This window comes from Pseudomonas sp. Irchel s3b5 (assembly GCF_900187435.1).
Taxonomy (GTDB): domain Bacteria; phylum Pseudomonadota; class Gammaproteobacteria; order Pseudomonadales; family Pseudomonadaceae; genus Aquipseudomonas.
The window spans coordinates 1-19363 of the sequence record NZ_FYDY01000019.1 but is presented as its reverse complement, the minus strand read 5'-3'; the positions used below and the strand labels follow the sequence as shown (position 1 = coordinate 19363).

17 protein-coding genes are annotated in these 19363 nt (G+C 60.3%); 13 read left to right on the top strand and 4 right to left on the bottom strand.

Features of this window, described 5'->3' with window-relative positions; genetic code table 11:
• The first annotated feature begins 23 nt into the window (after nucleotides 1–23).
• Together hemF and aroE are read left to right on the top strand one after the other, a co-directional pair.
• Entirely contained in the window at nucleotides 24–938 is a 915-nt protein-coding gene (hemF, locus tag CKW15_RS18825) for an oxygen-dependent coproporphyrinogen oxidase (RefSeq protein WP_095059763.1), read from the top strand.
• Between the two features lie 80 nt (nucleotides 939–1018).
• Entirely contained in the window at nucleotides 1019–1840 is an 822-nt protein-coding gene (gene aroE, locus CKW15_RS18820; protein ID WP_095152571.1) for a shikimate dehydrogenase, read from the top strand.
• Between the two features lie 77 nt (nucleotides 1841–1917).
• Here aroE and CKW15_RS18815 read toward each other — a convergent pair whose 3' ends face one another.
• From CKW15_RS18815 to betC, 3 genes are all read right to left on the bottom strand, one after another.
• Nucleotides 1918–3486 carry a SulP family inorganic anion transporter gene (locus tag CKW15_RS18815; protein ID WP_095152570.1) on the bottom strand — a complete coding sequence of 523 codons (1569 nt, stop codon included), beginning with the start codon at nucleotides 3484–3486 and terminating at the stop codon, nucleotides 1918–1920.
• Nucleotides 3487–3723: 237 nt separating this feature from the next.
• On the bottom strand, nucleotides 3724–4644 hold the full coding sequence (gene choX, locus CKW15_RS18810; RefSeq protein WP_095059760.1) for a choline ABC transporter substrate-binding protein: 921 nt from the start codon (nucleotides 4642–4644) through the stop codon (nucleotides 3724–3726).
• Between the two features lie 16 nt (nucleotides 4645–4660).
• Nucleotides 4661–6175, bottom strand: a complete 1515-nt coding sequence (betC, locus tag CKW15_RS18805) for a choline-sulfatase (RefSeq protein WP_095152569.1) — start codon at nucleotides 6173–6175, stop codon at nucleotides 4661–4663.
• A gap of 114 nt (nucleotides 6176–6289) precedes the next feature.
• Here betC and CKW15_RS18800 point away from each other — a divergent pair, with 114 nt between their 5' ends.
• Complete coding sequence (locus tag CKW15_RS18800) at nucleotides 6290–7240, top strand: LysR family transcriptional regulator (protein WP_095152568.1); 951 nt, start codon at nucleotides 6290–6292, stop codon at nucleotides 7238–7240.
• Between the two features lie 54 nt (nucleotides 7241–7294).
• Here the strand turns inward: CKW15_RS18800 and CKW15_RS18795 are convergent, their stop codons facing one another.
• Nucleotides 7295–7960: an NAD(P)-dependent oxidoreductase gene (locus tag CKW15_RS18795; RefSeq protein ID WP_095152567.1), complete on the bottom strand. Its 666-nt coding sequence runs from the start codon at nucleotides 7958–7960 to the stop codon at nucleotides 7295–7297.
• An 82-nt stretch (nucleotides 7961–8042) separates the two neighbouring features.
• On the opposite strand from CKW15_RS18795, the gene CKW15_RS18790 reads away from it, so the two are divergent.
• The 10 genes from CKW15_RS18790 (at nucleotide 8043) to CKW15_RS18745 (ending at nucleotide 19226) form a co-directional block, all read left to right on the top strand.
• Nucleotides 8043–8369, top strand: coding sequence for a DOPA 4,5-dioxygenase family protein (locus CKW15_RS18790; protein WP_095152566.1), 327 nt, complete (start codon nucleotides 8043–8045; stop codon nucleotides 8367–8369).
• A gap of 402 nt (nucleotides 8370–8771) precedes the next feature.
• Complete coding sequence (locus CKW15_RS18785) at nucleotides 8772–10079, top strand: CitMHS family transporter (RefSeq protein WP_095059755.1); 1308 nt, start codon at nucleotides 8772–8774, stop codon at nucleotides 10077–10079.
• A gap of 85 nt (nucleotides 10080–10164) precedes the next feature.
• Nucleotides 10165–10932, top strand: coding sequence for a TerC family protein (locus tag CKW15_RS18780; RefSeq protein ID WP_095059754.1), 768 nt, complete (start codon nucleotides 10165–10167; stop codon nucleotides 10930–10932).
• Nucleotides 10933–11325: 393 nt separating this feature from the next.
• Nucleotides 11326–12984 carry a Na/Pi cotransporter family protein gene (locus tag CKW15_RS18775; protein WP_095059753.1) on the top strand — a complete coding sequence of 553 codons (1659 nt, stop codon included), beginning with the start codon at nucleotides 11326–11328 and terminating at the stop codon, nucleotides 12982–12984.
• A gap of 56 nt (nucleotides 12985–13040) precedes the next feature.
• Nucleotides 13041–14417, top strand: a complete 1377-nt coding sequence (locus CKW15_RS18770) for a pitrilysin family protein (protein ID WP_095152565.1) — start codon at nucleotides 13041–13043, stop codon at nucleotides 14415–14417.
• A 217-nt stretch (nucleotides 14418–14634) separates the two neighbouring features.
• Nucleotides 14635–15663 (top strand): DUF5924 family protein, encoded by a 1029-nt coding sequence (locus CKW15_RS18765; RefSeq protein WP_095059751.1) that lies wholly within the window; start codon nucleotides 14635–14637, stop codon nucleotides 15661–15663.
• Between the two features lie 54 nt (nucleotides 15664–15717).
• On the top strand, nucleotides 15718–16866 hold the full coding sequence (locus CKW15_RS18760; protein WP_095059750.1) for an ABC transporter permease: 1149 nt from the start codon (nucleotides 15718–15720) through the stop codon (nucleotides 16864–16866).
• The gene (locus CKW15_RS18755; RefSeq protein ID WP_095059749.1) at nucleotides 16863–17666 is read left to right on the top strand and encodes an ABC transporter ATP-binding protein; all 804 of its coding nucleotides are present in this window, start codon (nucleotides 16863–16865) and stop codon (nucleotides 17664–17666) included. Before CKW15_RS18760 ends, CKW15_RS18755 begins: the two co-directional genes overlap by 4 nt.
• Nucleotide 17667: 1 nt before the next feature.
• Nucleotides 17668–18606, top strand: a complete 939-nt coding sequence (locus CKW15_RS18750; protein ID WP_095059748.1) for an MlaD family protein — start codon at nucleotides 17668–17670, stop codon at nucleotides 18604–18606.
• Entirely contained in the window at nucleotides 18603–19226 is a 624-nt protein-coding gene (locus CKW15_RS18745; RefSeq protein ID WP_095152564.1) for an ABC-type transport auxiliary lipoprotein family protein, read from the top strand. The genes CKW15_RS18750 and CKW15_RS18745 overlap by 4 nt, the downstream gene beginning before the upstream one ends.
• The last annotated feature ends 137 nt before the right edge of the window (nucleotides 19227–19363 follow it).

The window sequence follows — 19363 nt, the reverse complement described above, 5'->3', positions numbered from 1 at the left end:
TTTGCCCGATTCAAGGTGATGACATGACGACCCGCACCGAGGCCGTAAAGGCCTATTTGCTCGACCTGCAAGACCGTATTTGTGCTGCCCTGGAAGCCGAAGACGGTGGCACGCGCTTCGTTGAAGATGCCTGGACCCGGCCTGCCGGCGGTGGCGGTCGTACCCGCGTGATTGAAAACGGGGCGTTGATTGAAAAGGGCGGCGTCAACTTTTCCCACGTTTTCGGCAGCGGTCTCCCACCGTCCGCCAGCGCCCACCGTCCGGAACTGGCCGGCCGTGGCTTCGAGGCCCTGGGCGTGTCGCTGGTGATTCACCCGCACAACCCGCATGTGCCGACGTCCCACGCCAACGTGCGTTTCTTCATCGCTGAAAAAGAAGGCGAAGAGCCGGTCTGGTGGTTCGGCGGCGGCTTCGACCTGACCCCGTATTACGGCAATGAAGAAGACTGCATCCACTGGCACCGCATCGCCGAGCAGGCCTGCGCGCCGTTCGGTGCGGATGTCTACCCGCGTTACAAGGCCTGGTGCGACAGCTACTTTCACATCAAGCATCGTCACGAGCCACGGGGTATCGGCGGCTTGTTCTTCGATGACCTGAACGAGTGGGACTTCGACACCAGTTTTGCCTTCATGCGCGCTATCGGCGATGCGTACATCGACGCCTACCTGCCGATCGTGCAGCGCCGCAAGAACGACACGTACACCGAAAAACAGCGGGAATTCCAGGAGTTCCGCCGTGGGCGTTATGTCGAGTTCAACCTGGTTTATGACCGTGGCACGCTGTTCGGCCTGCAATCGGGCGGGCGTACCGAATCGATCTTGATGTCGCTGCCGCCGCACGTGCGCTGGGGTTACGACTGGAAAGCCGAGCCTGGCAGCGAAGAAGCGCGTCTGACCGAGTACTTTCTGCAAGACCGCGATTGGTTGGCCAAAGGCTGACATCAAGGTTTTGGCTTACGTCGTCGAGGCTGCGAACAAGATCGCAGCCTTCGGCCGCTCCTACGGGTGAGGGTGTGTAGATGGATCGTTACGTCGTATTCGGTAACCCGATTGGCCACAGCAAGTCGCCGCTGATCCATCGCCTGTTCGCTGAACAGACTGCGCAGCAGCTCGACTACAGCACGTTGCTGGCGCCCCTGGACGACTTTTCCACCTGCGCCCGCTCCTTTTTCCTCGAAGGTCGCGGGGCGAACGTGACGGTGCCGTTCAAGGAAGAGGCCTATCGATTGGCCAACACCCTGACGGCGCGGGCGCAGCGGGCAGGCGCGGTGAATACCCTGAGCAAACTGGCGGATGGCAGTCTGTTGGGTGACAACACCGATGGCGCCGGGCTGGTGCGGGATTTGACGGTCAACCTGGGTTTCAGCCTCAAGGGCAAACGTATCCTGTTGCTCGGTGCGGGTGGTGCGGTGCGCGGCGCGTTGGAACCGTTGCTGGCCGAGCAGCCGGCATCGGTGATCATCGCCAACCGCACGGTGGAAAAAGCCGAGTTGCTGGCCGAGCTGTTTGCCGATCTGGGGCCGGTGGCGGCCAGCGGATTTGACTGGTTGCGCGAGTCGGTGGACCTGATCATCAACGCGACATCCGCCAGCCTGACCGGTGACGTGCCGCCGATTGCCAGCAGCCTGATCGAACCGGGCAAGACCGTGTGCTACGACATGATGTACGGAAAAGAGCCGACCTCGTTCTGCCGTTGGGCCAGTGAACACGGTGCGGCGGTGGCGATGGATGGGTTGGGGATGCTCGCCGAGCAAGCGGCGGAAGCGTTCTTCCTGTGGCGCGGCGTGCGTCCGGACACGGCGCTGGTGCTGGCTGAACTTCGCCGGCAGTTGGCCCTTTAACGTCAAAAGATCGCAGCCTGCGGCAGCTCAGGGTGAATTCCAATCCCATGTAGGAGCTGCCGCAGGCTGCGATCTTTTCAGTCTTCAAACCGGATCGGGCATTTCTCCGCGCCTTCCAGCTTCCTCAACTCTTCCACCACCTGCGGCCGCGCCCGGCGCAAGGTCAGGCTACGATCCTGGCGCAGCAATCGCCGCGCTTCCTGATGCAGCATTTCCACGCCTGAATAATCGATGAAGTTGATCTGCTGTGCCTCGATCACCACCCGCGCGCCGTGCATCCGTTGCAGGCGCACTTGCAGGTAATGGCTGGCGCCGAAGAAGATCGAGCCGCCGACCCGCAGGATGTCTTCTTCACCGTTGCGCCAATGCTGCACCCGCGGTTGCGAAGTGCGCTTGAGGTAGAAGAACAGCGACGCCAGCACGCCAGCGTAAATAGCGGTCTGCAACTCCAGCAGCAACGTGGCGAGGCAAGTCAGCGCCATCACCAGAAACTCGGCGCGGCTGACGCGCAACAACGCACGAATGCCGCGATGATCGACCAGACCCCAGGCAATCAACAGAATGCTGCCGGCCATGGCCGGGATCGGAATGTGCGCGATCAACTGGGCGCCAAAGATCGCAAACAGTGCCACCCACAACGCCGAAAAAATCCCGGCCAGCGGAGAGCAGGCTCCCGCTTCGTAGCTCAGGCCCGAGCGGGTGAATGACCCGGCCGACAGCGACCCGGAAAAAAACGCTCCGACGATGTTGGATAAGCCTTGAGCGCGGACTTCCTGATTAGCGTCGAGTAACTGCTGAGAGCGTGCGGAAATCGAGCGGGCAATCGACAGACTGGTCACCAACGCCAGCATGCCTACCGCCACTGCACTGGGTAGCAGGCGCAGGATCAGGTCGAGGTCCAGCGGCAACGGGCTGAAGGGCGGCAACTGACCGACAAACGCACTGACCAATTGCACATGCCCAAACATCGATGGCCAAAGCCAGACCAGCAATGCGCCCAGGACCAGCGTGATCAACAGCGTCGGCCAACGCGGTAACCACAGTTTCAGGATCACCCCCACGATCACGGTCGCCAACCCCAGGGCCAGCGAGGGCTTGTCCACTTCGCCGAGGTGTTTACACAGCAGGATAAAGCTGTCCAGCGCGGTGGCCTGGCTCGGCAAATCCAGCCCTAGCAGGTTGGGCAATTGGCCGATGGCAATCACCACGGCGGCGCCAAGGGTGAAACCGAGTACCACCGAGTGCGAGACGAAGTTCACCAGCGCGCCAAAGCGCAGCAGCCCCAGCAACCATTGGAAAACACCGGCCAGGAATGTCAGCAGCAGGATCAGCGTGACGTAGTCCTGCGAGGCCGGAACGGCCAGAGGACTGACGCTGGCGTACAGGACAATGGAGATGGCCGCTGTAGGACCGCAGATCAAATGCCACGACGAGCCCCACAGGCAGGCGATCAAAACCGGGATGATCGCAGCGTATAAGCCGTATTCCGGTGGGAGACCGGCAATCAGCGCGTAGGCGATGGATTGCGGCAACGCGAGAATCGCGCCGCTGAGGCCGACGATCAGGTCACGCCCGACGCTGGCGCGGGTTTGCCGGGGCAACCAGGAAAGGAAGGGGAAGAGTGAATGGCGGCTTGGCAGGGCCATGGGGCCTCTCGGGTTGGGTTTGGCGCAAGGGTAGCAGGACCACGCAATCATTGTGGCGAGGGAGCTTGCTGTGGCGAGGGGGCTTGCCCCCGTCCGATTGCGGAGCAATCGTAAAACCTTTGCATGCGGTGGACCTGATAAACCTGATGCAATGGTTTTGGGACCGCTGCGCGGTCCAGCGGGAGCAAGCTCCCTCGCCACAAAGGCACCTCCACGAAGGCTCTTTCACAGAGGCACTTATAGTTTGGCTTTGACCGCCGGCAACGCATCCTTGCCATCCAAGGTCTTGACCCCATCCAGCCACTTATCCAGCACCGCCGGGTTGGCCTTGATCCATGCCTTGGCGGCATCCGCGTTGCTGACTTTTTTGTTCACCACCTCGGACATGATGCTGTTCTCCATCTCCTGAGTGAAACTCAGGTTGGTCAGCAACTTGCCGACATTCGGGCAGGCCTGTGCATAACCTTTGCGGGTCAGGGTGTAGACGCTGCCGGTGTCGCCGAAGTATTTCTCGCCACCCTTCAGATAATGCATTTTCAGCTGCACGTTCATTGGGTGCGGGGTCCAGCCGAGGAAGGTTACGAACTTCTGTTTTTTCACCGCTCGGGATACTTCCGCCAGCATCGCCTGCTCGCTGGACTCGACCAGTTTCCACTGGCCCATGTCGAAGTCGTTCTTCTTGATGATCTCTTGCAGCGAAAGGTTCGCCGGCGCGCCGGAGCCGATGCCGTAGATCTTCTTGTCGAATTTGTCCGCGTACTTGTTCAGGTCGGCAAAGTTATGCACGCCGGCGTCCCAAACGTAATCCGGAACCGCAAGCGTGAACTCGGTGCCATCGAGGTTTTTCGCCAGTTGCGTGACATCGCCGGTCGCCACGAACTTGTCGTAGAAACCCTGCTGCGCCGGCATCCAGTTACCCAGGAACACATCCACCTGGCCGTCCTTCAACCCGCCAAAGGTGATCGGCACCGCGAGGGTATCGACCTTGGCCTTGTAGCCCATGCCATCCAGCAGAAACCCGGTGATGGCGTTGGTCGCGGCGATGTCGCTCCAGCCCGGGTCGGCCATCTTCACCGTCTCGCAGCTCTGATCGGCAAACGCCGATGCGCTGCCCAGTGCCAGGAGCCCGACCGTCAGTACTGTGGATAACTTTTGCATGGGCTTCCCCTTAACATTATTGGTTTTGGCAGGGTTGTGGATAACGTGCTTTACGTTCCAGATCGTCGAGGTCGATGTGGTTGCGCATGTATTGCTGACTGGCGTCCACCAGCGGCTGGTGATCCCAGCTCTTCAGCTTGCCGATCGTCAGGGCGTCGGCCACGAAACGCCGACGTCGCTGGCTCGCGAGCACTTGTTGGTGGATCGTCGGGATGTCCCACTTGGCCCGCGCTTCGGTGAGAAAATCTTCGAAAAGTTGGCGATGTTGTGGTGATTGGCTGAGTTCTTCAATTTCACGCGGGTCATTTTGTACATCGAAAAGCAGGCAAGGGTCGTCTTCGCTGTAGATGAACTTGTAGGCGCCACGGCGGATCATCATCAACGGGCTGATCGTGCCTTCGGCCATGTATTCGCCGAACACTTCGTCGTGACCGCCCTGCCCTTGCAGGTGCGGGACCAGCGAGCGGCCATCGAGTGGCAAGCCTGGCTCCAGCGAGCCTCCGGCCAGTTCGACGAAGGTTGGCAGCAAGTCGGCGGTGGATACCGAAGCACTGACTCGACCGGCACCGAACTGCCCCGGCGCACTGATCAACAGGGGCACCCGGGCGGCCATTTCGTACCAGTGCATTTTGTACCAGAGCCCGCGTTCGCCGAGCATGTCACCGTGGTCCCCGGAGAACACGATGACAGTGTCTTCGATCAACCCGGTTTCTTCGAGGGTTTGCAGGAGTTTGCCGACGTTGCTGTCGATATAGCTGCACGCGCCGAAATACGCACGGCGAGCGTCGCGGATCTTATCCACAGGCAGCGGCTTGTCCCACAGGTCGTAGACCTTGAGCAAACGCTGGGAATGCGGGTCGAGGTCATGCGGGTGCGGCGTTGTAGGCAACGGGATATCAGCATCGTCGTACAGATCCCAAAATGCCTTGGGAATCGTGTACGGGTCGTGGGGGTGGGTCATCGACACGGTCAGGCAGAACGGCTGATCGCCGTCTTCGCGAATGTGATCGAACAAATACTGTTGAGCCTTGAACACCACCTCTTCGTCGAAATCCAGCTGATTGGTGCGTACGCATGGTCCGGCTTGCAGCACCGACGACATGTTGTGGTACCAGGTCGGACGTACATCCGGTTTATCCCAGTTCACCGCCCAACCGTAATCGGCCGGGTAAATGTCACTGGTCAGGCGTTCTTCGTAGCCGTGCAACTGATCGGGACCGCAAAAGTGCATCTTTCCCGACAACGCGGTGCGGTAGCCGAGGCGACGCAGGTAGTGGGCATAAGTCGGTACATCGGCAGGGAAATCGGCCGCGTTGTCGTAGGCGCCAATCTTGCTCGGTAACTGGCCACTGACCAGGGTGAAGCGCGACGGCGCGCACAACGGGCTGTTGCAGTAAGCGGAGTCAAACACCACGCCTCCGGCGGCGAGGCGGCTCAAATTAGGCAGTTTGATAGGCGAAGGGCCATAGAACGGCAACATTGGCGCGGCCATTTGATCGGCCATGATGAAAAGAATGTTCTTGCGCTTCATGTGATCGCGGCATTCCATAGTGGATGTTTATGCGAGAGTGCTGGGATCGAGGATGTAACCCATGCACTTTGCGGTAAAGCCCATGCGCGGCAATGACTAGGATAAGCACAGCTTATGTATGACGCCCTCGGTGACCTGTCTCTGGATTTGCTCCGCGCCTTTGAAGCGGCGGCTCGCCAGCGCAGCTTTACCGCTGCCGCCAATGAACTTGGAACCACGCAACCGGCCATCAGCCAGCAGATCAAACGCCTGGAAGAACAGTTGGCGACGCGTTTGTTCGACCGCATTTATCGCGGCATCGAACTGACTGAGGCGGGAATGATCCTGTTCGAGCAAGTTCAGCTGGGTTTGCAGAACATAGACGCAGGATTGAGCGCGATCAGCTCACAGCAACAGCATGAAGTGCTGCAAGTCGCGACCGACTTTGCGTTCGCCGCTTATTGGCTGATGCCGCGCCTGCACCGTTTTCACGCGGCCAATCCTCAGGTGGACGTGAGCCTGGTCACCAGTGAACGCAGCCACAACATGCTGCGCACGGATATCGACGTGGCAGTGCTGTTTGGCGATGGTCGTTTCAAGCAAGGCGAAAGCCATTGGCTGTTCAGCGAAGAAGTGTTTCCGGTGTGCAGCCCGCAATTGTTGATTGATCGTCCACTGCCTCTGCCGACCCAATCCTTGTTGGAGTTTCCGCTGCTGCACCTGCGCGGTGAGAACAGCAGCAACTGGTTCGACTGGAGCGGCGTGTTCCGCGAACTGGGGATTACGTCACCGCCAGCCCCCGGGCAGTTGCGCTTCGATAACTACACCTTGCTGATTCAGGCTGCGATTGGCGGTCAGGGCGTGGCCATTGGCTGGCGGCACCTTGTGGATAACTTGCTGGCGCAGGGATTGTTGTGTCGACCGATTGCCGAGACGGCGATGTCCAGGCTTGGATATTACGTGGTACTGCCCCAGCGCAAACGGCGTGGGGCGTTGATTCAGCAATTCGTGGATTGGTTGATGGCCGAGCAGGCCAGCAGTGCGCAATCGCTGACAGGGCTGTCGTTTCCTTCGATTGCCGTTTGAACGTTAAAAGATCGCCCGAGCGCGGACCGAGCCTTCGGCAGCGCCTACCCAGGTTTACCGTGGCGTAACCGCCACAAAGTTCACATGTTCACCAACGTGCAGATTCAGCCGCAATTCATCGGCAATCCCCACGGCGACCCGGTTCAGTCGCTCCAGGGTTTCTGCCAGGCCCGGTTCCAGGCTGCTGCTGATGTGGGTGAAATGTTCGATACCGAGCCCTGCGACCGCCCACGGCGCGTTCACCATTGTCCACCGCAACGGGCTGCTTTGCAGGGCCTCGCGAATTTCTTCGGCAGCATGCAATTGCAATTGGTCTTCGGCCTCCGGGTCGTCCAGAACATCGAAATCGCCCACTAGAAATAACCGCGCAATGCCCGCCGCCTGCATGCCGTCAATCAACGCGTCCACCGCGAGCACCTGTTCGACCGGGCCGGGCACGAGGGTTTTCTCCACCGATTCGCTGTTGAACGGCAAACCTGGCGCGCCCAGCAGGCAGACGACCACAGAGCTGCCCGCCACGCTTTGTTTCACTCGTTTTGCGTCGAACAGATCGCCGGTCTTGGTGCGCAAACCGGGGCGCGGTGCGAGCGCGGTCAGGTCATCTAGGATGGCGATCACTTCATGTTGGCGGTGCAGCATTTCAGCCATCAGCGCACTGCCCAGGCTACTCATGGCACCATAAAGCACCACTTTCACCACCGGGGTTTCGGCATTTTTCATGCTGAGCTCCATTCTTTCCTGCCTATATGGCGTGTGACTCGCAGGAAACGGTGAGGGTTCGACCCGCTTCAGAGGGATTTCCATGCATCAGATCAAGGGCTATCACGCTCACGTGTATTTCGACGCCAATACGATCAATCAGGCGCGCACCTTGTGTGAGCTGGCGGCGCAGTTGTTCGTCCTGAAAATGGGCCGCGTGCATGAGCGCCCGGTCGGCCCGCACCCGGACTGGAGTTGCCAACTGGCATTCGGTCCGGAACTGATCGGCGAGGTGTTGCCGTGGCTGGCGCTCAATCGCAAAGGCTTGGTGGTGTTTCTGCACCCGGACACCGGCGACGATCTGTTGGACCACACCGAGCACGCGATCTGGATGGGCGCGATGCGCCCGCTCGACCTGTCTGCTTTTTGATCAGAGGGTTTCTTCTGGCTCGCCGGGCAAGTGATCCAGGTGGTCACGATGCCGCCGCTGACCCGACGGCAGATCGGGCAGCTCCTACAGATGTGATCAGTGCCGTAACGCCTCATGCCCCAACCCGACGACCGGCTGTAATTCCGCTCAACGCTTTCATCGCCGAAAGCTGGCTGAAAGCTTCCCCGATTAGGATCGCCCTCACTACCGGCAACAGACCGGTCGGCCAATGCCAGTGTTTTATCGCTCGCACAGCCCATTTAACAACAACAATGGTGACCCTGATGTCCTTTACTACCCGCCGCTTCGCTGCAACTCCGCCCGTACGTCTCGTGCTTCCCGTTCTGCGCTGATCCCCGCGATCCGCCCATTCCCTAGCCGCGCTACGCCTGGAGTATTCCCATGCTGACTTTCCTTGGCTTCGCCATGGTCATCACGTTCATGTTCCTGATCATGACCAAGCGCCTGTCCGCGCTGATCGCCCTGATCCTTATTCCAATCATCTTCGCCCTGTTCGGCGGCTTCGGTCCGAAAATCGGCCCGATGATGCTCGAAGGCATCACCAAACTTGCGCCGACCGGCGTGATGCTGATGTTCGCGATTCTGTACTTCGCCCTGATGATTGACTCCGGCCTGTTCGACCCGGCCGTGCGCAAGATTCTCAAAATGGTCAAGGGCGACCCGCTGAAGGTTTCGGTCGGCACCGCCGTGCTGGCGCTCGTCGTTTCCCTCGATGGTGACGGCGCGACCACTTACATGATCTGCGTGGCCGCCATGCTGCCGCTCTACAGCCGTATCGGCATGAGCCCGCGGATCATGGCCGGCCTGATCATCCTCGCCGGTGGTGTGATGAACATGACCCCATGGGGTGGCCCGACCGCCCGTGCGGCCAGTGCACTGCACGTGGACCCGTCCGACATCTTTGTGCCAATGATCCCGGCCATGGCCGCTGGTGTGATGGCGATCCTGGCCATTGCTTACTTCTACGGCAAACGTGAGCGTGCGCGCCTGGGCGAACTGCACCTGGTGGGCGATGAAGTCGACCACAGCGAAATCAGCGTGTCGCAGTTCCCGGATGCCCGTCGTCCGAAACTGATCTGGTTCAACGGTGCCCTGACCCTGGGCCTGATGTGCACCCTGGTTGCCGGCCTGCTGCCGTTGCCGGTGCTGTTCATGGTGGCGTTCAGTATTGCGATGATCGTCAACTACCCTTGCCTGCAACAACAGAAGGATCGCGTTGCGGCCCACGCCGGCAGCGTGCTGGCGGTGGTCGGTCTGATCTTTGCGGCGGGCATCTTCACCGGTATCCTGTCGGGCACCGGCATGGTCGATGCCATGTCGAAAAGCTTGCTGGCGGTGATTCCGGACTTTCTCGGCCCGTACCTGGCGGTGATTACCGCGCTGGTGAGCATGCCGTTCACGTTCTTCATGTCGAACGATGCATTTTATTACGGCGTGTTACCGGTACTTGCCGAAGCCGCCAGCCATTACGGTATAACCGCGGTGGAAATGGCACGTGCCTCGATCGTCGGTCAGCCCGTCCACCTGTTGAGCCCGCTGGTACCATCGACTTACCTGTTGGTGGCTTTGGCCGGCATCGACTTCGGTGACCACCAGCGCTTCACCCTGAAGTGGGCAGTGCTGGTTTGTATCTGCATACTGATTGCTGCGCTGCTGTTGGGGACTTTCCCGATGTTCAGCACTCTATAAGCCCAAGACTCGCCACTTCGGGTCCAGGCTTCGTGATAAGAAGCCGGGCCCGCTTTGGTTTAAACAATCGCTCAAAGGAATACACATGGAATGGCTGACCAACCCTGAAATCTGGGTTGCCTTCTTCACCCTGACCGCCCTGGAAATCGTCCTGGGTATCGATAACATCATCATGATTTCGATCCTGGTCAGCCGCATGCCCAAGCACATGCAGGCGCGCACCCGGATTTTCGGTCTGGCGCTGGCCATGATCACGCGAATCCTGCTGCTGCTGTCGATCACCTGGGTCATGCGCCTGACGACCGACCTGTTCGAAGTGTTCGGCCAGGGCATTTCCGGGCGTGACCTGATCCTGTTCTTCGGTGGCCTGTTCCTGTTGTGGAAGAGCTCGCAAGAGATGTACCACGCGCTGGAAGGTGAAGACGAAACCAACGATACACCGGGCGGCAAGGGCGGCAACTTCCTCTACACCATCGTCCAGATCGCGATCATCGACATCGTGTTCTCGCTGGACTCGGTGATTACTGCGGTCGGCATGGTTTCCCATGTTCCGGTCATGGTCGCGGCGATCATCGTGGCGGTGCTGGTGATGATGCTGGCTTCGGGCAAGATCAGCGAATTCATCGAAAGGCACCCGTCGCTGAAAATGCTGGCGCTGTCGTTCCTACTGATCGTCGGTACCGTGCTGATTGCCGACTCCCTGGGCGTGCATGTGCCAAAAGGCTACGTCTACTTCGCCATGGCGTTTTCGCTGGCGGTTGAAGCGATCAACATCAAGATGCGCTCTTCCATCGCGAAAAAGCGCAAGCAGAAGGATCCGGTAAAACTGCGCAAGGATATTCCGGGGCAGTAACCCTGTGGCAACGAAGCTCTCTGAAAGATGAGCTTTTGTGGCGAGGGAGCTTGCTCCCGCTCGGCTGCGCAGCAGTCGTGAACCATTGCATGCGGTATGTCTGACAAATTGCATGCAATGGTTTCAGGGGCGCTTCGCGACCCAACGGGAGCAAGCTCCCTCGCCACAGTCCTTCGGTGGTTATCAGGACGTGCGAAAAAGGAGCCTTCGCAGGCTCCTTTTTTATGGCCCGCATAAATCTCATTTCATGACAGTTCTGTTTCAATCCCTTCTTTAGCTATGCGATGCTGGCGCTCAGTCCGTTAGCCAACTACAGCTTAAGTACCAGAACGTAAAACGTCGCGCGGTACCGTCAATTTGCTCCTTTGGGGCGCTACACCACAGGGGGTCTGTATGCTCACCCTGCTCAATCTGCTTTCCGCCGTGGCCCTGTTGATCTGGGGCACGCACATCGTCCGAACCGGCATCCTGCGGGTCTACGGCACCAACTTGCGTCATGTCATCAGCCATAATATGACCAACCGCTGGCTGGCTTTCCTCTCCGGCATCGCCGTGACGGCGATGGTCCAGAGCAGCAATGCCACCGCCATGCTGGTCACCTCGTTTGTCGGCCAGGGCCTGATGGCGCTGACCCCGGCGCTGGTCACCATGCTCGGTGCGGATGTCGGCACGGCGCTGATGGCGCGGGTGCTGACGTTCGATCTGTCGTGGTTGTCGCCGCTGCTGATTTTTGTCGGGGTGATTTTCTTTCTGTCCCGCAAGCAGACCCGACTCGGGCAGATGGGCCGTGTCGCCATTGGCTTGGGGCTGATCATTCTGGCGCTGCAACTGATTGTCGAAGCGGCGCACCCGATTACCCATGCCAAAGGGGTGAAGGTGATTTTCGCCTCGCTGACCGGCGACATCTTGCTCGACGCCTTGGTCGGCGCGCTGTTCGCGATGATTTCCTACTCCAGCCTGGCTGCCGTGCTGCTCACCGCGACGCTGGCTGGCGCCAATGTGATCAGCCTGCCAGTGGCCATCGGGCTAGTGATCGGCGCCAATATCGGCAGCGGCGTGCTCGCCTTCCTCAGCACCAGCATGCAGAACGCCGCCGGGCGCCAAGTGGCATTGGGCAGCCTGCTGTACAAACTGATTGGTCTTGTATTGATCATCCCGGTACTCGGTCCGTTGGTGCGCTGGCTCGATGGCCTCGACTTCAGCCCGCAGGAACTGGTGATTGGCTTCCACTTGCTCTACAACACCGTGCGCTGTCTGATCCTGTTGCCCACCGCCGCGCCGATGGCCAGGTTTTGTGCCTGGGTGTTGCCGGAGCGCCCAGTGGCCAACGGCATGGCTAAACCCCGGCACCTCGACCCGACGGCGCTGGTGACGCCGGGTTTGGCACTGGCCAACGCGGCCCGGGAAACCCTGCGCATGGGCGACCTGATCGACAGCATGCTCGAAGCCATGCTCGACGTTTTGCAGGGCAAGCAAACTGCCGTCACCCAGGAGATGCGCCGTCTGACCGACGATGTCGAAGCGCTCTACAGCGCGATCAAACTGTATCTGGCGCAAATGCCTCGGGAAGATCTCAGTGATCAGGACAGCCGGCGCTGGGCGGAAATCATCGAGCTGGCGATCAACCTGAAACTGGCCAGCGACTTGATCGAACGCATGCTGCGCAAGGTCCAGCAGCAGAAAACCTCGCAACGTCGGTCGTTTTCCGAAGTCGGGCTGGACGAATTGACCGTGCTGCAAACTCAGTTGATTTCCAACTTGCGGCTTGGGATGTCGGTATTTCTCAGCGGTGATCCGGAAAGCGCGCGCCAGCTGGTGCGTGAAAAACGTCGTTTTCGCGCACAGGAACGCCGTCTGGCCCACGCTCATGTCAGCCGTTTGCAACGTAAGATCGTGCAAAGTATCGAAACCAGTTCGTTGCACCTGGAGTTGATTGCCGACATGAAGCGCCTGAACTCGCTGTTTTGCAGCAGTGCCTATGTGGTGCTGGAAACGCACGACACCGGTGCGCTGGTGGTCGACGATTTGGCGGACATCACGCATTCTCCCTGAACGTCCACAGTGGCCTGAAGTCTGTTGAATTCACGCAAGCCGTATGGAAGCTCGTTATGCGTTGTCTGTTGTTCGCCTGTCTGTTGCTGGGTTCTTTTCCTTCGTTTGCCCTGGATCGCTTCCAGGTCGAGGGCTACACGCTGCGCAACGGTTTGCAGTTGCTGCTCAAACCCGGCACTGAGCGCGGGCACGTGGCGATCCGCCTGGTGGTCGGCGTGGGCCTGGATGATTTCAGCTGCGATGAAAAAGAGCTGCCGCATTTGCTCGAACATTTGCTGTTCAGCGGCATCGATGCCAGTGGCGAAGGTGGCCTGGAAGAACGCATGCAGTCGCTGGGCGGTGAGTGGAACGCCTTCACCAGCAACGCCGACACCACGTTTGTGATCGAAGCCCCGGCGAAGAACCAGCGCAAGGTGCTCGACCTGTTGCTGGCGCTGCTGACCCAGACCCGCTTCGACGACAACGCCATCAACGCCGCCAAGCAAGTGGTCGAGCGCGAGGATGGCGGGCACTACACGCACCTGCAACGCTGGCTCGATCGCCAGGACCTGGGCCACACCGCCAGCAACCAGCTGGCCGTGGAACTGGGCCTCAAATGCCCCGAGCGGGCGCAGGTCAATCACCTGACCCGCGAACAGCTGGAGCGTGTGCGCAAGGCCTGGTATGCGCCGAACAACATGACCCTGATCGTGGTCGGCGACCTCGACAAGTTGCTGCCGGCCTATCTGGATCGCACCTACGGCGCTCTCGACGCGATCAACCCCAGCGAACATCCGCCGCTGCCGCAAATCCAGGCCAGCGCTGCCCATGAGCGCACCCTGACGCGCGGGTTCGTGGGCGATGGCGCCAAGTTGCACTGGTTGGTACCGGAGCCGGTGCTGCAGGATCAGCACGACGAAACCTTCGACCTGCTCAAGGATTACCTCGACTGGGCGCTCTATCGCCAGTTGCGCCTGGCGCACAGCTTGTCTTATGGACCGTGGGCCGAGCGCGAGGTGTTCGGTGGCGTCGGCTTCATGAGCCTCAATGCCGACCTGGAGCGCGAGGATGTGGCCGAAGCCGAACAGGTGCTGGAGGAGTTGAAAGCCCAATTACTCAAGGATGGTCTCAACGCCGAGACCTTCAACCGCCTCAAGCAGGCCGCCATTGCCCGCCAGGCCTGGGCCGTGCAGGGCAATAGCGCACTGGCCGATTACTACTGGAGCGCCATTGGCGACTACGAGGACGACCGTTTCGCCAACCCGGCCAGGGAACTGCAAGCGGTGTCGTTGCAAGAGGCGAACAAGGCGATGCGCGAATTGCTCTTGCAGCCGGGGTATCTGCGGGTCGAGAAGCCTTTGTTGAGTGATGATCAATTGGTGTGGACGATTGCCGGGGTGTTGGGGTTGATCGTCTTGATGTTGGTGGGCTGGCGTTTGCACCGCAGAAAGTGACCATTCCTGGTGGCTGGTTACTCACTGTGGCGAGGGGGCTTGCCCCCGTTGGGCCGCGCAGCGGCCCCAAAAACAGCAGGCCCTGATCCATCAGGCCCATAGGGTAACTCTGATTTGGGGCTGCTTCGCAACCCAACGGGGGCAAGCCCCCTCGCCACAGGGGCGCGCCAGCGGTACCCTGTCGAGGATTTTCCCCACGACTACTGTGAAACGCCGAATGCCGAACCTGACCCTTTTCTTACAGCGCATCCTCGAATTGATGAAGCGCTATCCGGGGGTCATTGCGCTCGGTGGTTTTGTCTCCGGGGTCGGTAGCTTCATTCTGGTCGACCGCCAGCAAGGCCTGGCGAGCTGGATCACCACCATCATGCTGATCAGCTGGATCTGGCTGATGCTGGAAAACAGCCTGACCAAGCTGTTCACGCGCATCTTCAAGCGTGAAATCCCGCAGCCGCTGTTGCGTTACGCGACGCAGATGATCCATCAGGAAAGCTTGTTCTTCGTCCTGCCGTTCTTTTTCATCACCACGACCTGGAACAGCGGCCAGTTGTTTTTCACCGGACTGTTGAGCATCGCGGCACTCATTTCGATCATCGACCCGCTCTACTACAAGTGGCTGGCCCCGCGGCGCTGGGCGTTCCTGGCGCTGCACACCCTGACCCTGTTTGCCGCCCTGCTCACGGCGTTGCCGGTGATCATGCACCTGACCACGTCGCAGAGTTTCAAATGGGCGCTGGGCATCGCCGTGCTGTTGTCGTTCCCGAGCCTGGCGTCGATTTTCCCGATCCGCACCGTGCGCAACGCCCTGGCGATCCTGATTATCACCGTGGGCATCGGCGGCGTCGGCTGGGTGTTGCGTTCATGGGTGCCGCCGGCCACGTTGTGGATGACCGACGTGGCCATCAGCACGCAAATGCAGGACCGCATCCCTGGCGCCAGCCTCGACGAAGTCAGCGTCGAGCAGATCCGCGGTGGCGGGCTTTATGCGTACACCGCGATCAACGCCCCGCGTGGCCTGGACGAGCGGATTTACCATGTGTGGAAATTCAACGGCAAAGAGGTCGATCGCATCCCGCTGGATATCCATGGCGGGCGCAAGGAAGGTTACCGGGCGTGGACCCACAAGCAGAATTTCCCCGGCAATCCGGCCGGTAAATGGCAGGTCCGGGTGTTGACCGAAGACGGCCAGTTGATCGGCGTACTGCGCTTCGTCGTCACGGACAGCACAGCGATCAAAGAAAAGTAACCGGGTTCGTGCTATTACGTAGATCTGCCTGATAGCCGAACAAGCAAGGAGCTTATGACCAGCAGCTCAATGGCCGGCGATGCCCGACTGGATACTTCGCTCACCCCTGCATGGTTGCGGGTGACGGGCGACTGGACGCTTGCCCACTACGCCGACCTCAAGCAGCTGAGCGAAAAACTCCGCGGCCAGTATGACACCGATACCCAGATCGATCTCAACGGTCTTGGCACCCTCGATACGGCGGGCGCCTCGTTGTTGGTGGAACTGCTGGGTTCCGAGCGCATCGGCCGCTCTGCCCAGCATCCCGATTGCACCCTTTCTTCCGCTGATCGCGCGTTGCTGCAAACGGTGTACTGCTCGCTGACCGACTTCTGCGTTCCGGTCAAAGAACCGGAAATCAGCGTCAGCATTCAATTGCTCACCCGCATCGGCCGCGCCGTGGACACCGTCTGGCAGGACACCCTGCAACTGCTGGGCTTCGTCGGCCTGATCATCGAAACCATCGCCCGCGGCCTGTTTCGTCCCAAGTGCTGGCGCATCACACCGATGGTCTCGCACATCGAACAAACGGGCCTGGACGCCGCGCCCATCGTGGCCCTGCTGACCTTTCTGGTCGGTGCCGTGGTGGCGTTTCTAGGGGCGACGGTGCTGGCGACGTTCGGCGCCAGCGTGTTTACCGTGGACCTTGTGGGGTTTGCCTTCCTGCGCGAATTCGGTGTGTTGCTGACCGCGATCCTGATGGCCGGGCGAACCGCCAGTTCGTTCACGGCGCAGATCGGCTCGATGAAGGCCAACGAGGAAATCGACGCCATCCGCACCCTGGGTCTCGATCCGATGGAGTTGCTGGTGGTGCCGCGTGTGTTGGCCCTGCTGGTTGCGCTGCCGATGCTGACCTTTCTGGCGATGATTTCGGGGATTATCGGTGGCGCCGTGGTCTGCGCGGTGTCGCTGGATATTTCGCCAGCGATGTTCCTGTCGCTGCTGCAATCGGACATCGGTGTTCAGCACTTTCTGGTGGGCATGGTCAAAGCGCCGCTCTTCGCCTTCCTGATCGCCGCCATCGGTTGCCTCGAAGGCTTCAAGGTCAGCGGCAGCGCTGAATCCGTGGGTGCCCACACCACGTCGAGTGTGGTGCAGTCGATTTTCGTGGTGATCGTGCTCGACGCGGTGGCCGCGCTGTTTTTCATGGAGATGGGCTGGTGAGTCGTGAACCCCGAGCGCCCTCCGAGGCGGTGATTGAAGTGCGTGGTCTGTGCAATCGCTTTGGCCGCCAGAGCGTGCACGAAAACCTTGACCTGGATTTGTACAAGGGCGAAATCCTCGCCGTGGTCGGCGGTTCCGGCAGCGGCAAATCGGTGCTGCTGCGCAGCATTGTCGGTTTGCGTCAGCCCAGCGAAGGCATGGTGAAAGTCTTCGGCAAGAACCTGCCAAGCTTGTCTGAGCATGAGCGCTCATTGGTGGAACGGCGCTTTGGCGTGCTGTTCCAGAAAGGCGCGCTGTTCTCGTCGCTGACGGTGACCGAGAACGTTGCCCTGCCCTTGATCGAGCACGCGGGTTTGAGCCGCAACGACGCCGAGCACCTGGCGGCGGTGAAAATGGCCCTGGCCGGGTTGCCGTTGTCGGCGGCGGACAAGTATCCGGCGTCGCTATCAGGCGGCATGATCAAACGTGCAGCCCTCGCCCGTGCACTGGCACTGGACCCGGACATCCTGTTTCTCGACGAGCCCACCGCCGGCCTCGATCCGATTGGCGCCGCGGCGTTCGATCAGTTGATCCTGACCCTGCGCGACGCATTGGGCTTGAGTGTGTTTCTGGTGACCCACGACCTCGACACGCTCTACACCATCACCGACCGGGTGGCGGTGCTGGCGCAGAAAAAAGTGCTGGTGGCGGACGCCATCGACAAGGTCTCGGAAACCGACGACGCGTGGATTCACGAATACTTCCATGGCCCTCGCGGCCGCGCGGCGCTGACGGCCGCCCAACAGCTTCACGAGGTCTGACATGGAAACCCGAGCCCATCATGTGTTGATCGGCCTGTTCACCGTGATCGTGGTGGCAGGCGCCCTGCTTTTCGGTTTGTTCCTGGCCAAGTCCAGCGTCGACACCGAGTTCAAGGATTACGAAGTCGTGTTCAACGAGGCGGTCAGCGGCCTGTCCAAGGGCAGTTCCGTGCAGTACAGCGGGATCAAGGTCGGCGACGTGGTGACGCTGCGCCTGGACCCGAAAGACCCGCGCCGGGTGCTGGCACGGATCCGTCTGGCCGGCGATACCCCGGTCAAGGAAGACACCCAGGCCAAACTGGCCCTGACCGGCGTCACCGGAACCTCGATCATCCAGCTCAGCGGCGGTACACCACAAAGCCCGACGCTCAAGGGCAAGGACGGCAACCTGCCGACCATCGTCGCTTCGCCGTCGCCCATCGCCCGTTTGCTCAATGACAGTGAAGACCTGATGGCCGGGGTGAGCACGCTGATGCATAACGCCAACCGGATGTTCTCCACGGCCAACATCGAGAACATCAGCAAGACCCTGGCGCATCTGGAGCAAACCACCGGAGCCATTGCCGATCAGCGCGGCGATATCCGTCAGGCCATGCAGCAACTGGCCTCGGTCGGCAAGCAGGCCAACAGCATGCTCGAGCAGACCACGGCCCTGATGCGTAACGCCAACGGTCTGCTCAATGACAACGGTAAACAGATGTTCAGCAGCGCCGAGCACGCCATGAAGTCCCTGGAGCAGAGCACCGCCACCATCAACAAATTGCTCGCCGCCAACGAAGACTCAATCAACAGCGGCATGCAGGGCTTCAACGGCCTGGCCCCGGCGGTGCGCGAGCTGCGCGAAACCCTGACGTCCTTGCGCACCATCTCCCAACGCCTGGAAGCCAACCCCAGCGGTTACCTGCTGGGCAGTGACAAGACCAAGGAATTCACACCATGAAGCTGTCCCGAATGGCCTTGCTCGCCAGCGTTACCCTGATTTGTTCGTGCTCGATCCTTCCCAAGCCTGAGCCCTTCGAGATCTATCGATTGCCGTCGGCCCAGAGCGCATCGGCCAGCCATGCCACGCCGCAGCACTGGTCGCTGCGCCTGACAAAATTCCAGTCCAGCGAAGCGTTGAACAGTCCGAACATTGCAGTGATTCCCCAGGGCGATGTGTTCAGCCACTACAAGGGTTCACGCTGGAGCGACCCGGCGCCGGTGTTGCTGCGCAATCGTCTGCTGGACGGTTTTCAGCGTGACGGACGGGTGGCGCTGTTGAGCACCGATGACAGCCTTTTTCATGGCGACCTGGAACTGGGCGGCAATCTGCAGGCCTTCCAGACCGAGTACCAAGGTACCTCGGCGAGCGTGGTCGTGCGCCTGGATGCTTTGCTGGTGCGCGGTTACGACCAGCGCATCCTCGCCAGCCGCCGCTTTGAAGTGCGCCAGCCGCTGAATGATGTGCAGGTGCCAGCAGTGGTGGCCGGGTTTGGTCAGGCGAATGATCAGTTGACCACGCAGGTGGTGAACTGGGCGGTTGAACAAGGGCAGAGGCTCGCCCCGCCACCCAGACCCTGATGCAGTCCTCTGTAATTGGATGGACTCGCCCACGCCGAGGCGTCAATGCGCCACGGTGGCAGTCTAAGAAGCCAACGGCAGCGAGGGCGAGTCCATGAAAAAGAATACGACGCTTAAACAGTCCCTGTCTTCAACCG